The organism is Paenibacillus sp. FSL P2-0136, assembly GCF_037975325.1.
Classification (GTDB): Bacteria; Bacillota; Bacilli; order Paenibacillales; family Paenibacillaceae; genus Paenibacillus_AQ; species Paenibacillus_AQ silagei.
Map to the genome: position 1 here is coordinate 3,508,908 of NZ_CP150244.1, position 14,784 is coordinate 3,523,691.

The window sequence follows — 14,784 nt, forward strand, 5'->3', positions numbered from 1 at the left end:
CAATGGGAATTTCGTTACGGGACTGCCAATATCTGTTCCGCGACTATTATACGCAAGGGAAAGAGCTGGTGGTAGAGGGCCCGCAGCTGCGCTGTGAGCTGGCCTCGCGGTATGCGATGAATCAGGATGTAAACGGGCTACTTGCTGAAGGCGGAGACATCGTAATTCTGGAACCGGCCGGACCGGGCGTAGCCACCGCTGATAAAGGCAATGCGCAGCTGATGCTGGAGTATGACGGCGGGCTTGCTGCGGATGGATACCGGCTGGTGATTGGAGAGGATGCGAAGCTTGTTGTCGCTGCGTCTAACCGTCGGGGGCTGAAGTACGGGCTGGATGCGCTGAAAATGCTCCTGACCGTGGAGGAGGATTGCTGCCGCCTGCCGGTGGTTACGGTGGAGGATGAGCCTTCTTTTCCGGTGCGGGGCATTATTGAAGGCTTCTATGGCGTGCCATGGAGCTTCGCGGACCGGATGGATTCGGTCAGTTATATGAGCGGGCACCGGATGAACGCCTTCATGTACGCGCCGAAGGATGATCTCTATCACCGGAAGCTATGGCGTGAGCCGTACCCGGACGATGTGTTCACCAGAATTCATGACCTTAAGCAGGAATGCGACAAGCATCTGGTGGATTTCTACTATTGTATTAGCCCGGGCAATGATCTGGAATTCCGCAGCCAAGGCGACTTCGCGAAGCTGGAGGAGAAGCTTGGGGCCATGATCGCGATTGGAGTGCGGCATTTCGCACTGCTGATGGATGACATAGATTATGTGCTCCAAGGCGACAACAAGCAGTTCCTGGAGCGTTCCGGGACCGCCCATGCCTATGTGACGAACCGGGTCTATGATTACCTAGCCGGTTGTCTGCCGCACTTCACCCTGGCTATGTGTCCATCGGAATACTGGTCGTATTGGAATACGGAGTACAAGAAGGATATCCGGGAGCAGCTTCATCCTGCTGTCAAAGTGTTCTGGACCGGCTATTTCGTCTTCGCCCCGGAGATTGGCCGGGGGCATGCGGAGGATAATTACAGTTTTTACGGGCATGAGCTGTGGCTATGGGACAATATTCCGGTGAATGACTGCGATAAGGACCGGCTGTTCCTCGATCCGGTGCGCGGGCGCAGCTCCCGGCTCGGCAATTACGGGCATACAGCGGTCGTTGCCAATCCGATGAATCAGTGGGAATGCTCCAAGATCACGCTTAACACGATGGCCCATTATATGTGGAACAGCGAGCGTTATATGCCGGAGCTGTCCTGGGAGCTGTCTGTGCGTGAATTCGCCGGGGAGCTGGCGGAGGACATGATGTTCTTCTGCCGCCAGAATCTGAACAGCCGCCTGTATTCCGGCGGCTACCCGGAGCTGGACGATGCGCTGGCAGAGCGCGATCTGGAGCGGCTGGACGCTTATTTCAGCCGGCTGGAGCAGACGGCCGTGCGGCTTGGCGGCTTAGAGAATGCCAAGTTTATCGAAGAGGCAGGGCCTTGGCTGCGCCGGGCCATCGGAGATGCTGTACTGTGGCGTGCTGTGCGCAGACAACTGGAGGACCCGCTGAATCCGCAGGCACAGGCGGAGGTGCTCCAGCGGCTCGAGACCTGCCGCAGCTACGGGGTGCGGCTCGGCAGTGATCCGGCTGTGCGTGCGGCTGAGGCGCTGGGGATCGAGCTGCCGGAAATGGAGAAGGAGACAAAGGAGGAGGACCAGCATGTCTAAGCACCATAAGCTGATTCTGGTTCCGCTGGATGAGCGGCCCTGCAATTATGAATTCCCTTATCTGCTGGCTCAGGGAACAGATTATAGGGTAGAGCGTCCGCCCGCCGGGATTATGGGGCTGAAGAAACGCCCTGGAGATGTTGAACAGCTATGGTCCTGGTTCGAGGCTGCCTGCGAAGGGGCAGATGGGGCGGTGGTCGCACTGGATACGCTGCTCTACGGCGGCATTATTCCCTCGCGGCTGCACCAGCTGGAGCTTGAAGTGCTGGCTGCGCGCCTGGAGCGGCTGCGGGAGATCCGGCGGCGTTATCCGCAGCTTAAGCTGTATGCGTTCCAGCTGATTATGCGCTGTCCGCAGTATTCTCTATCAGACGAGGAACCGGATTATTATGCCGACTGGGGCCGGGAGATTTTCCGCAAGGGCTTCATCGGCCACCGGCTGGAGCTGGGAATCGCCACCGATGAGGAGATTCGTGAGCTGGCGGATATTGATCACCGGCTTCCAGCCGAGGTGCTGCAGGATTATCTCGGCCGCCGGGCGATAAATATTGAAGCGAACAAGCAGGCGCTGGAGCTGGTCCGGGACGGGGTGATCGACTTCATGATTGTTCCGCAGGATGATTCGGCGCCATATGGGCATACCGCCAAGGACCAGGAGAAGGTGCGGGCACGGATCACGGCGCTTGATCTGGAGCTTAAGGTCTATATGTATCCGGGAGCAGATGAGGTAGGCTGCACGCTGCTCGCCCGGATGCTGAACAAGGCCGAAGGACGGAGGCCGATGATCTATCCCCGCTTGTCCGCTGTGCAGGGGGCATTCGTGACGCCGCTGTTCGAGGACCGCTTTTTCTATGAAACGCTGAAATATCAGATCCTGGCCGCCGGGGGGCTGATCGCATCCAGTGCTGCCGAGGCAGACCTGGTTCTGCTGGTCAGCACGCCGGGTGAGACGATGGAGGAGGCGGTGTCGCAGAAGCATGCTTTTCACAGTTATGACGTATACCGGAACCTGATGGAACTTGTAGAGTACGGGGACTACCTTCTGCTGAGCAAGGAGATGCCGGTGGCTGTTGCGGACGTAGGCTATGCCAACGGCGGTGATCAGAAGCTGGTTAAGATGCTGCGGCAGAAGAACCTCCTGTTCGATCTGGCCGGATATGCCGCCTGGAATACCAGCTCCAATTCGCTTGGGACCGTAATCTCGCAGGCTATGATCTATCTGATCTACGGACGTACACAAGGGCATCTCGATTTCCTGGCGCTCCGCTATGCCGAGGATGTATGCTATTGTTCAGTAGTGCGCGGAGAGCTTAGTGAGGGGCCAGTGCAGGAGATGGGCTATGGGAAATACGAACTGGACGGACCGCGCGGCCGCGTAGCTGCCCATGTACAGGAACGGCTGAGTGAGGAGCTGGCTGTACGGATCGACAGTCAAGCGGGAAGGGTTAAGATTACCGATTGCTATATGCCTTGGAACCGGATGTTCGAGGTGGGCTTAACTGTGCAGTATGAGCCATCGTGAGGGCAGGGCTGATGATATAAAATTAATTTGAAAAAATACAGATAGGGAAGAGTGACGGGGAAATTTGGGAGCTGTAGGAGCGGTAGCAAGTTCAATTTATATATAATATAAGGAGAGAGGGTGGGGACCCTGAGCAAAAATATACTGGAAAGCCTGCATCTGGGGCTGATTGTATCCTGCCAGGCGCTGCCTGACGAGCCGCTGCACGGGCCGGAGATTATGGCCCGGATGGCGGTGGCGGCAGCGGAAGGCGGGGCCATCGCCATCCGGGCGAACGGGGCGGCAGATGTGCGGGCGATCAAGCAGGCAGTTGCGCTGCCGGTGATCGGCATCGTGAAGCGCAATTACCCGGATTCGGACGTCTATATTACCCCTACGCTTAGAGAGACTGAGGAGCTGCTGGAAGCGGGGGCGGATATTATAGCCTTTGACGGGACCCGGCAGACCCGGCCGGGGAATTGTACGCTGGAGCAGATCATAGACCTGCTCACGGCAAGCCCGGCGGCTTCCATGGCGGATATCTCCACTCTGGAGGAAGCGCTATACGCTGAGTCGCTTGGAGTCAGCTGCGTCTCGACCACCTTGTCGGGATATACACCGTATTCCCGCCAGCAGGAAGGGCCGAATCTGGAGTTGCTGGAGCAGGCTGCACAGCGGCTGAAGATTCCGGTCATTGCCGAAGGCCGGATCAGCCAGCCCGCCCAAGTGGAGGCAGCGCTGGACCTGGGGGCCTATGCGGTGGTGGTAGGCTCCGCAATTACCCGGCCGCAGCTGATCACCCGGCCGTTCGCAGCAGCGGCGAGAAAAGTGAGGATGAACCGTAATGGAAATGAATGACCGGATCAACACGTATTACCCGTCCATGACTAAGTCGGAACAAAAGGTAGCCCGGTGTGTGCTTGAGCATCCGGATAATCTGATCTATCTGTCTGTGACTGAGCTGGCCGATTTCGCCGGAACGGGCGAGACCACGGTAATGCGCTTCTGCCGCAAAATCGGCTTCAAGGGCTATCAGGATTTCAAGCTGATGCTGGCCCAGGGCCTGCCGAAGCGGCAGACTCTGGCGGACGGCGAGCAGGGGGCAGGCGGAGGCGATTACGCCGACCATCTGTATGCCTTAATGGTTGGTGTATTGCAATCCAGCCTGGGCATGCTGGACCGGGAGCAGCTGCAGCAGGCGGTAGACGCTCTGGATCAGGCCCGGTATGTCCAGTTCTTCGGCGTAGGCTCATCCGGGATCACAGCACTGGACGCCAAGAACCGCTTCCTGCGGATCGGGCGGCGTGTCGAAGCCAATTCCGACAGCCATATTCAGTCGATGATGGCAGTGACGATGGGGGCGGGCGATGTGGCATTTGGCATCAGTGTATCAGGCAGCACACTAGATACGAATGACATGCTGATGAAGGCCAAGCAGAACGGGGCAAAAGTCATTGCCATGACTAACTATGCCAAGTCCCCTATTGCTTCCATTGCCGACATTGTACTGCTGACAGCCGGGAAGGAATCCCCGCTGGAAGGCGGCTCCGTAGGGGCTAAGGTCTCCCAGCTGTTCATTATCGACCTGCTCTGCCAGGGGCTGGAGCAGCTCCATGCCGAAGAGACCAAGCGGATGAAGGAGCTCACCGCGCGGGCGGTCATTGACCGGATTTATTAGGATTCGGGGAATGAAGCGATGGTACGTGATGTACCGTGTAACGGTAGGGGATTGGCGGGGGCTGATGTGCTGGTGCGAGGGCAAGTGGGCAGAATGTATGCGGAAAACTGTATACATTGGGTGAGCGCGGGTGTTCGTGGGCAAATGTATGTGGAAAACAGCATACAATTTGCTGGTGCGAGGGCAGACGGGCGAATGTATGTGGAAAACAGCATATAATTTGCTGGTGCGAGGGCAGACGGGCGAATGTATGTGGAAAACAGCATATAATTTGCTGCTTCGAGGGCAGACGGGCCAATGTATGTGAAAAACAGTATACATTGTACGAACGCGAGTGTGCGTGGGCGAATGTATGCGAAAAACAGCATACAATCTGCAATGTGCTAGCGCAAAGAGTAGTGGAGGTGATGCGAATGCGGCAAGTCATAGGTGTGGACATCGGGGGGACAGGCATCAAGGGGCTTGTGACCGATGAAGCGGGGACGATTCTCGCGGAAGCCGGGCGAGACACGGAGGCCCGGCTGGGCCGGGAGGTTATTCTCGGCCAACTCCACAGCCTGGTGGAGGAACTACTGGCCAGCCATCCTGCGGTGGAAGCGCTGGGGATTGGCTCGGCGGGCAGGGTGAATGCGGATACGGGCGAGGTGGTCTACGCCACCGATAATCTGCCCGGCTGGCAGGGGATGCAGCTTACGCAGTGGGCAACGGCTGCGTTCGGGCGGCCTGCGGCGGCCGATAACGATGCCAACGCGGCGCTGCTGGGCGAAGCCTGGCTGGGCGCGGGACGCGGCAGGGCGAGCCTGGTCATGCTGACCCTGGGTACCGGGGTCGGCGGGGCTAATCTGGCGGAAGGCCGGCTGCTGCGCGGAGCCGCCTGGAGCGGTGGCGACTGGGGGCACAGCGTGCTGGTGCCGGGAGGTCGCCCTTGTAATTGCGGCAAGCGCGGCTGCGCGGAGCAATATGTGTCCGGCCAGGCGCTGCTGCGGCTGGCACTGGAGGAGACCGGCCGGGCGTATGCGCACGGGCGGGAGATTATGGCGGCGGCGGAGCAGGGCGACGCGTCAGCGCTGGCGGTGCTGGAGCGCTTCACAGCGGATCTTGCGCTGGTGACAGCTAACATAGGGGCGGCGGTAGACCCCGAGCTGATTATTATCGGCGGCGGCGTCATTCAGAGCCGCGCGGTCTGGTGGCCGCTGCTGGCCGGGAAGGCAGGCGGAGAGTTGGCCGGCCGGATCGTGCCAGCGGAGCTGGGCAACCGGGCAGGCTGCTTCGGCGCAGCCCGGCTGGCTCTGGAACGGCTGCGCCGGGACGAAGGCGAAAGACAGATCTAACTGCTGCGGCAGGGAGGAGACAGAGAGATGGCTGGTGAACAGGAGAAGCGTTCGGATGTAGTAATTATCGGCGGCGGACTTGGAGGAACGGCGGCGGCGCTGGCCGCCGCCAAGGCAGGACTGCGCGTGCTTGTGACAGAGGAGACGGACTGGCTGGGCGGGCAATTGACCTCCCAGGCCGTGCCGCCGGATGAGCACCGCTGGATTGAGGAATCGGGCAGTACCGCGTCTTACCGGGAGTTCCGCAGCAGAGTCAGGGAGTATTACAGGCGGAATTATCCGCTTACGGAAGCTGCCAGGAGTAACCCTATACTGAATCCCGGTAACGGTTGGGTCAGCCGGCTGGCACATGAGCCCAAGGTGGCACTTGCTGTTCTGCAGGAGATGCTGGCCCCATATGTGAACACCGGGCGGATCGAGGTGCTCTATCATACGGTGCCAGTCGCGGCCGATACCGAAGGCGATTATGTTACTGGAGTTACCGTCCGGCAGGGAACGGGCGGTGACCTGATCAGGCTGCGGGGAGCCTACTATCTGGATGCCACAGAGTGCGGCGATCTGCTTCCGCTGGCCGGAGTGGAGCATGTCAGCGGCGCTGAAGCCCGCAGCGAGACAGGGGAGCCGCACGCCCTGGAGGCCCAGGACCCGCTCGACATGCAGTCGATTACCCACGTGGCGGCGGTGGACTATGTGCCGGGTGGAGACTATACGATTCCGCGTCCAAGAGATTATGATTACTGGCGCGAATATGTCCCCTCGTTCTCGCAGTATCCGATCTTAAGCTGGTTCGCTTCAGATGCAGACGATACTAGCAAGCTGAAGCAGTTCACAATGTTCCCGAATGAGCAGGGGATTGTCTCCCTGTGGGATTACCGGCGGATCGTAGACCCGGCCATCTGGACGGAGCCGCTGAATGACGGCGAAGTCACTCTGCTGAACTGGGCACTGAACGATTACTATGCCGGGTCAATTATCGGCGTATCGCCGGAGGAACGGGAGCGGCACCTGGAGGGGGCGAGACAGCTTACCCTCTCACTCGTGTATTGGCTCCAGACCGAAGCGCCCCGCATGGACGGCGGGCAGGGCTACCCGGGCGTGCGCCTGCGCGGAGATGTGCTCGGCACAGAAGACGGGCTGGCCAAGGCCCCTTATATCCGGGAATCCCGGCGCATCCGCGGATTGTATACGATAGCAGAGCAGGATGTGAGCAAGGAGCTGCGCGGCCCGGCCGGGCCTAAGCGTTATGAGGATAGCGTAGGGGTAGGCAGCTATCATCTGGATCTTCATCCCACGACAGTGAGCCAGCGTACCTTTTATATCCCGAACCATCCTTATGAGATTCCTCTCGGATCATTGATCCCGGTGCGGGTCAAGAACCTGCTCCCGGCTTGCAAGAACATATCCATGACCCAGATTGCGAACGGCTGCTACCGCCTGCATCCCACAGAATGGAATATCGGCGAAGCGGCGGGCACCCTCGCGGCCTATGCCATCAGGCAACAGGTCGAACCATCGGCAGTCAGAGAATCAGCGGAACATCTAAGGGCCTATCAGCAGCAACTGATCGAGCTCGGCGTTCAGCTGCACTGGACCCCGGAGGAGCTGGAGACTTAAGCGCACCTTCTCCGGCCATCCAGTATAGCTCAAACGTCTATAATTATATATCCAAGGTAAGGTGCCTCGTCAGCGGGGTGCCTTTTTGGTATGGGCTACCTAGTTGTCGATGTTACCTGGCAGCAAGTAGGTGGATAAACGTATCTTGTTCAGTTGGTTTTGGCAGAAACGGAGGAAGCAAGTGGAAATTGTACAACTAAATTGCTTCAGTCTCGCTCCTTAGTAGAAAATGCGAAAAATTAAGTGCCTTTTCTCCAACTGCTATCCTACTATGGCCTAATCGTCCATCAGCAAGTGTAGAAAATCCAACTGTTTCCCTGATCCATAGAAAACAAGTTCTAATCTATAAAATAAAGTATTAGACTGACATTGTATATTTGAGCTAAGGGGAAGGGATAACATGCAATTACTTGATTGGCTAAACCGCAATCGAATATGTAAATGTGAAACCTGTATAACTGAGCTTAATGTTTATGCATATGGCTCTGGTGAATCGCTGATTTTGTACTGTGTTGCATGTAATGAGTATTTTTTCAGAGCAGATCCTAGCTCACCTGTAAATAAGCATGATGTTCCTGAAGGACTTTTAAAACTATGGGGAATGGATCCTTATAATATTTATTATAAAGGGATTCCAATTAGCCAAGCATACGAGCCCAAGTGGATTAGATTGCTTCGAAAATTTTTGAGAAAATGCAAAACGTTAGTCAAATAACAGCGGCAGTCTGAGACTTTTGTCAAGTCTTATTCCGCCGCTGTTTTATCTCGAATTTTAACTATAAATTTATATATAAAAGTTCGGGCCTGTTATATACTCAATCTAGCTTTCCCAAGCAGCGCACACCATGAGATGAGGAGAACTGAGAGAACATGCCAATTCTGAACAGATTCAAAGGAAACACACACGCAGGTGCACCGCCCCAAACAGACCATCAGCTGATCGACCTATTACGAAACTATGTGGAGCGGGCTGAACGCAAGGAAGAAGAGCAAACCGATACATATTCTGCCGCAGTTCCTGATGAACTGCAAGCATTGTTAACGCGACTAACGTCCGTGATACATAAGCGTGAGGACTATTACAAGGTTCGGTTGGAAATGATCACTGAAGCGATTGAGATCTCCCTGTGGGAGATGGATGTATATGAGGGTGATCCGGTGAATCCGAATAATGAGTTCAGGTGGACGGATGAGCTGCGCCGGATGATCGGCTATACGGATGAGCATGATTTCCCCAATGTGCTGGAGAGCTGGTCCAATTGCCTTCATCCCGAGGATAAAGAGGGGGTTCTGCAGCTGTTCGCAGATCATATGCTGGACCGGACGGGCACGATCAAATACGATATTGAATACCGGCTCAAGACGAAAGCAGGCGAGTACAAATGGTTCCAGGCGACGGGCACAACCGTACGTGCCGCTGACGGATCACCTATTATGGTAGCCGGAGCTTTGCTGGATATTCATGATAAAAAAATCAAGCAGGACGAGCTGGGCGCACTGGTGGTCCGCTATGATCTGGTGAACCGCGCCCTGGTGGAAGCACCTTGGGATATGGTGGTTATCGCAGGAGATCCGGTCAACCCGGATAATGAGTTCTGGTGGTCGGAGCAATTCCGCAGAACGATTGGTTTTGAAGGCGAACATGATTTCCCGAACCTGTTAAGCAGCTGGAGCAACCAGCTACACCCGGAGGATCTGCAGCCCACGCTGGATGCCTTCGCCAATCATCTGAATGACTACACCGGGCAGACGGACTATACAGTGAACTACAGATTGCGCTCCAAAAATGGCGAGTATCGCTGGTATCACGCAGGCGGTGAAACGATCCGGGACGAGCAGGGTATCCCTCTGCGGGTAGCAGGAACGATTCGTGATATTACGCAGGAAATCAATAAAGAGGATACAATCAGACGGGTAAACCTGCAGATGGAAGGCTTGCTGACTGCGATTAACGAGATTGTTCACGGGATTGTATCGGTAACAGAGCAAGCTCAGGATATCGCCGAAGTCCAGGAGCAATCCTACAAGGCTGCAGTTGATGTGAAAGAAAAAACGAATGAAACCAAAGAAATCACCAAATTCATCAGCGAGGTCTCGAATCAGACCAGTCTGCTCGGGCTGAATGCTTCCATTGAAGCTGCTCATGCGGGGGAGTATGGCCGGGGCTTCTCTATTGTGGCAAGTGAGGTGCGCAAGCTCGCAGACCACAGCAAGATGGCTTCGAACAACATTGAGAAAACCACGCAGGAGATGAATGACCGGATCGATCATATTATCAGCACCATTAACGGCATGTCTAGTTTGACCGAAGCACAGGCTGCACTGACGCAAGAGGTTAATGCTTCTGTAGAGGAAGTAAGCAGGATGTCGGAGGAGCTGTTAGGTATTCTGCGTACTTTATAAGCGTTAACTGGAATGGAATACCATAGCCTGAGATCAAAAAGCGGAACGGAGCTTCAAGCGTTTCGCTTTTTGATGTTGCAAATTAGATTCGATATCAGAATTGACAAATCATCAGAATCCGGCTATATTGAATTTCGGTAAATTATATTTCGCGCAATTAATAGGAGGAGCATACTGATGTCCGAATCCAATCATGCTTTTGGTCAAGCACTGGTGAAATCTCTGGTGGGAGAGCGCGGACATATTCCGATCGCCCGGGCCTTGCCGGATCTGACACTGGAGCTTGCAGGTTATACAATAGAAGGAATTCCTTACTCCATCTATCAGCTGGTGAAGCACATGGGCTTCTGGCAGGATTTCATGCTGACCCACCTGGAGGGCGGCCAGCCTCAGCGGCCTACAAGCGTACAGGAGAGCTGGCCTGCGGAGAAGGCCCCGGCAGAGGAAGCCCAGCTTCAGGAGGCCATCGCACATCTGCTGCAAGGTGTCGATAAGGCGGTTGCTATCGCTCAGAGCGCACAGCTTGACGAGCCATTAGCCCATTTTCCAGGGGAGACCAAGGGCGGGCTGCTGCGCAATATCGCCTCCCATAACTCCTATCACCTGGGGGAGATTGTTCTGCTCCGCCGTCTGCAGGGTGCGTGGCCACCGCCAGGGGGCGGTTATCCTGCTTGAGGACCAGCTAATAGAAGCCACTAAGTCATTCAGATCCGAAGGAGCATATCGGCATTGCTCGTGTTCTCAAGATTTTTGATCAGTCTGATTCTGTCCTGTCCGTTTCTCTCACACGGCGTGCCTGCAATTAATTGACTGAATTTGTGTTCAAGCATCTCCCAGCCGAACGGGGTTTCTGTATCGCCAAGCGGAACAGGCATCCACTTCTCGTATGTACTGCCGTCATGTAATGTCAACACAACACGTGCAGCACAAAAATGCGTCGGGTTCTCATGCAAGTACTGCTGCACTTCCTCATCCTGGGTGACTGTTATTTTTTGAACCAATTCATGAATCTCAGGATCTTCAAAGCTTCTGAATAGTAAAGCCTCTGAATCCATGCGGCCATACTTCAGTGCTACGGCTGAAGTAAACTGCGTGCTGGCCTGAGCTCCTATGGCTGTCTTGGGTTTGGGATTGTTTAGACGATAGACGAAGGAAGACGTTCTCACATCGACGGATTTTATCTTCGAAGGTGTGAGATCATACTTATCCCGCATTTCCAGCATGGCATCCAGTGTGGCATGAAGCCCGCGCTGGCAAGCATGACGTTTGAAATAGATACTGGTTATTTTGAAGTTCTGGCCCAATCCCTCAAGCACCTGACCCGTATTACAATGACCGCTGGTACCCTTGAACGCCTGAAAAAACCCATATTTCCCTTCAAGCGCAGCATCCGGGCCGGTAAATCCGCAGGCTGCCAGTCTTACAGCCCTCATCCCTGTTAGAGCAGCCCAGCCGCTGCACAGAATTTTGCCGGAAGTTCCGTCGTTCTGGTATTCTATTAATCCTCCTGTGAACAGCGAAGCGATCCCCATGGCATCCTTGGTTCGTACGGCATCCGCATTCGTTAATTTGCTTACCAAAGCTGCAGCCGCGACCGCACCGCATACCCCTGTAGCATCGAAGCCCCGTTCCCGGTACATAAAGGGATTAATCACCTCGCCTAACCTGGCGTACACATCATATGCTGCCACAATTGCCGTAATCATCTGTTTGCCATCCTTGTGGTACAGCTCAGCCATAGTAAGCAGCAGGGGAACCAGCACGGAGCCGGGATGCCCCATGGCGTGACGGTATCCATCATCCAGATCTGCGCAACGTGCCAGCATCGTATGTACGAACACTGCGGTATCCGAGCTGGTGCGGATATCCTGCTCACCGAGCAGCGATACCCGAGTTTCACTTGTATTCATACTATCTGTCATCTGTGCGTACTCCATAATACGCTCACTTGTTTCAGAGTAACGACCGAACACCATATTCCCGTAAGCATCCAGGATCACCTGTTTACCAACCTCTATAGCCCTTGCGGATAGATCCTCATACCGGAGACGGGCCACATAATCCGCCAGTTCAACAATCATATAACTCACAACCATCCACCTCGTTATTTTGACTTCAATTTGCAGAAGTTACATAACAAAATATAAGGTTGCGGTGTTGTTTAACTCAAGCACAAGTTAACTGCACTAACTCAACTTTTGGATGCATCGTGCAATTCAAGCATCCTTACGGCTACTGGAGATATGATGCAGGGCTACAGTAGCGTTTTACTATTCTTTTCAAATCCTCCGTATAGGATGGGAAAATTTTATTTCTATGATAAATCAGCGCCAGCGGGTTAAAGTAAGCAAAGTCCGAAATCGGGAACACATGCAGATGGGAGTTCGTATTACCGGACTCATTAAGCCCATCGATACCCCTTAGATACATGGTTAGACAGAAGCTGGCTGCATAGTCTTCGGCACACAACAGATGATGGATATCAGGCTGAGTCAGTTCATTAATGCAGTTCAGTGAAATCCCCCGTTCAGACAGATGCTTGTCCAGCAGAATACGGGAATTGAAGTTTTTCTTGTTCAGAACAAAAGGCACATGCTGGAACAGGCTGAGGTCAGCACCCTGGGCAAAAGTATCAATACATCCCGGATATTGATCCGGAAAATACTGCTTCAGTAAATTGTCCGAGATCACTATATACATTTGCTCGTGGAGAATCGTCTCGTACTTCACAAGTGGAGTAACAATATTATCAACACCAGACAGAAACAGATCCAGCGAATTGTTCAATACCATCTCCTGCATCTGCGGTGATGTCTTTCGATGAATGATTAACTCGACCTTGGGATGGAGATCGTAGAACTCTTTTAACAGCTTCGGAACAATAATGGGATATCTTCCTTCAGTGATGCCGAAGTGGATGGTACCCGATTTATCCTCCTTAAGGTCCGTAAGCTGATTCTCCATATTTTGATCGAGAAGCTCAATCTGACGCAAGGTGTTCTGCATGATTTTCCCGGCGGCTGTTAAGGTTATTTTGGGCTTCCTCTCAAAAAAAGCAACACCATGCTTCTCTTCCAGCCCTTTTAAGTATTTGCTTAAAGATTGGTGGGAAATATAGAGACGTTTGGCTGCATTTGAAATGTTCAGCTCTTCGGCCAGAACTAGAAAGTATTTATAGTTATTGAGCATGAGTACCTCCTGATTAGGTCCATTCGAGATTTTGATGGGAATTGATAGTACCGGTACCATCATACTGCAGCTAATAGTTACATACAAGCAGTATATATGTGCTTTCGAGTTGCGTATGTTCATGCTAAATTATGAATGTAACCACGGATACATTAGCGTTGTAAGCGTAAGCAGGCCATTGTTGTCCTGCAGAAATTTGAAATAACAGGAGGGCATGAACATGAGCAAAGTTGCAGTTATACTGGCAGAAGGATTTGAAGAGAGTGAAACACTGACCATTGTGGATATTTTGAGACGGGCGCAGATCGATTGTCACATGTTCAGTACAGCAGGTGAACTCATTCGCGGCAGCCACGACATTGTAGTCAAAGCAGATGCAATTATTGGTGATGATGTTAAAAGCTACGACATGATCGTACTGCCCGGAGGCATGCCGGGAGCGGCTAATCTTCGCGATGACGACCGGGTCATCAGACTGCTCCAAGAGATGAATGAAGCGGGGAAATTTGTAGGAGCGATGTGTGCAGCTCCTCTTGCATTAGGCAGTGCAGGGGTGCTGGAGAATAAGAACTTCACCGCTTATGTCGGCTATGAGGACAAGATCGAAACGAGCGGCTCCTTTAAGGAAGATGTTGTTGTCATTGACGGCAATCTCATTACAAGCCGGGGACCGGCAACCTCTTATGCGTTCGCTTACGCATTGGTGGATGCATTAGGTGGAGATAGTATGGCTGTCAAGAACCGAATGGTATATTTCAACGCGTTTGATGCTGAATAGGAGGAATACACATCATGAGTAAAATAGCAGTACTGATGGCGGAAGGTTACGAAGAAGGCGAAACATTAACCATTGTAGATATCTTGAGAAGAGCCGGACTGACCTGTGATACATTCTATTTCGGCGACAAGCTGGTTAAGGGCATGCACGGCATTTATGTGGAGGGTGACAAGCCTTTTGGCGAAGAAGTTAAAGCGTACGACATGGTTGTACTGCCGGGCGGCCGTCCAGGGGGACAGAATCTGAAAGAGAATCCGGACGTTATTGCAATGGTGCAATACTTCAACCAGAACAATAAATACATCGCTGCAATGTGCTCGGGAACCGTCGTCTTATCCGATGCTAAAGTTATTGAAGGCAAAGAGGTAACGGGATATGTGGGCTATGCGGAAAAGCTGATTGGCGGTATTTTCAAAGACCAGGTCGTTGTAGCGGATCAGAATCTTGTTACGAGCCAGGGTCCGGCAACGCCATATCCGTTCGCCTATAAGATTGCGGTAATCTTCGGCAAGGATACTTCAGCTCTGCGTGAGAAGATGTTATACGATATGGCCGGGGGCAAGTAGAGACAGCTA

13 protein-coding genes are annotated in these 14,784 nt (G+C 53.7%); 11 read left to right on the top strand and 2 right to left on the bottom strand.

Features of this window, described 5'->3' with window-relative positions; all coding sequences use genetic code 11:
* The first annotated feature begins 2 nt into the window (after positions 1-2).
* From NYE26_RS14640 to NYE26_RS14680, 9 genes are all read left to right on the top strand, one after another.
* A complete protein-coding gene (locus NYE26_RS14640) occupies positions 3-1,715 on the top strand; it encodes a beta-N-acetylglucosaminidase domain-containing protein (RefSeq protein WP_339256833.1) in 1,713 nt (570 codons plus the stop codon).
* Positions 1,708-3,237 carry a DUF4127 family protein gene (locus tag NYE26_RS14645; RefSeq protein ID WP_339256835.1) on the top strand — a complete coding sequence of 510 codons (1,530 nt, stop codon included), beginning with the start codon at positions 1,708-1,710 and terminating at the stop codon, positions 3,235-3,237. Before NYE26_RS14640 ends, NYE26_RS14645 begins: the two co-directional genes overlap by 8 nt.
* Positions 3,238-3,366: 129 nt before the next feature.
* Positions 3,367-4,074, top strand: a complete 708-nt coding sequence (locus NYE26_RS14650) for an N-acetylmannosamine-6-phosphate 2-epimerase (RefSeq protein ID WP_339257485.1) — start codon at positions 3,367-3,369, stop codon at positions 4,072-4,074.
* A complete protein-coding gene (locus tag NYE26_RS14655; protein ID WP_209870869.1) occupies positions 4,061-4,894 on the top strand; it encodes a MurR/RpiR family transcriptional regulator in 834 nt (277 codons plus the stop codon). Before NYE26_RS14650 ends, NYE26_RS14655 begins: the two co-directional genes overlap by 14 nt.
* Positions 4,895-5,307: 413 nt before the next feature.
* Positions 5,308-6,225, top strand: a complete 918-nt coding sequence (locus NYE26_RS14660) for an ROK family protein (protein WP_339256837.1) — start codon at positions 5,308-5,310, stop codon at positions 6,223-6,225.
* Between the two features lie 27 nt (positions 6,226-6,252).
* Positions 6,253-7,839, top strand: a complete 1,587-nt coding sequence (locus tag NYE26_RS14665) for an FAD-dependent oxidoreductase (RefSeq protein WP_339256839.1) — start codon at positions 6,253-6,255, stop codon at positions 7,837-7,839.
* Between the two features lie 400 nt (positions 7,840-8,239).
* Positions 8,240-8,554, top strand: a complete 315-nt coding sequence (locus NYE26_RS14670; RefSeq protein ID WP_155991517.1) for a hypothetical protein — start codon at positions 8,240-8,242, stop codon at positions 8,552-8,554.
* A gap of 155 nt (positions 8,555-8,709) precedes the next feature.
* Entirely contained in the window at positions 8,710-10,242 is a 1,533-nt protein-coding gene (locus NYE26_RS14675; RefSeq protein WP_339256842.1) for a PAS domain-containing protein, read from the top strand.
* A gap of 177 nt (positions 10,243-10,419) precedes the next feature.
* Positions 10,420-10,917 (top strand): DinB family protein, encoded by a 498-nt coding sequence (locus tag NYE26_RS14680; protein WP_339256844.1) that lies wholly within the window; start codon positions 10,420-10,422, stop codon positions 10,915-10,917.
* 29 nt (positions 10,918-10,946) lie between these two features.
* On the opposite strand, the gene NYE26_RS14685 is transcribed toward NYE26_RS14680, so the two are convergent.
* Together NYE26_RS14685 and NYE26_RS14690 are read right to left on the bottom strand one after the other, a co-directional pair.
* Positions 10,947-12,323, bottom strand: coding sequence for an MmgE/PrpD family protein (locus tag NYE26_RS14685; protein WP_339257487.1), 1,377 nt, complete (start codon positions 12,321-12,323; stop codon positions 10,947-10,949).
* A 151-nt stretch (positions 12,324-12,474) separates the two neighbouring features.
* Positions 12,475-13,431 (bottom strand): LysR family transcriptional regulator, encoded by a 957-nt coding sequence (locus tag NYE26_RS14690; RefSeq protein WP_339256846.1) that lies wholly within the window; start codon positions 13,429-13,431, stop codon positions 12,475-12,477.
* A gap of 220 nt (positions 13,432-13,651) precedes the next feature.
* Between NYE26_RS14690 and NYE26_RS14695 the strand changes: the two genes are divergently transcribed.
* Together NYE26_RS14695 and NYE26_RS14700 are read left to right on the top strand one after the other, a co-directional pair.
* The gene (locus tag NYE26_RS14695) at positions 13,652-14,209 is read left to right on the top strand and encodes a DJ-1 family glyoxalase III (protein WP_339256848.1); all 558 of its coding nucleotides are present in this window, start codon (positions 13,652-13,654) and stop codon (positions 14,207-14,209) included.
* A gap of 14 nt (positions 14,210-14,223) precedes the next feature.
* Positions 14,224-14,775, top strand: coding sequence for a DJ-1 family glyoxalase III (locus NYE26_RS14700; protein WP_339256850.1), 552 nt, complete (start codon positions 14,224-14,226; stop codon positions 14,773-14,775).
* Positions 14,776-14,784 lie beyond the last annotated feature (9 nt).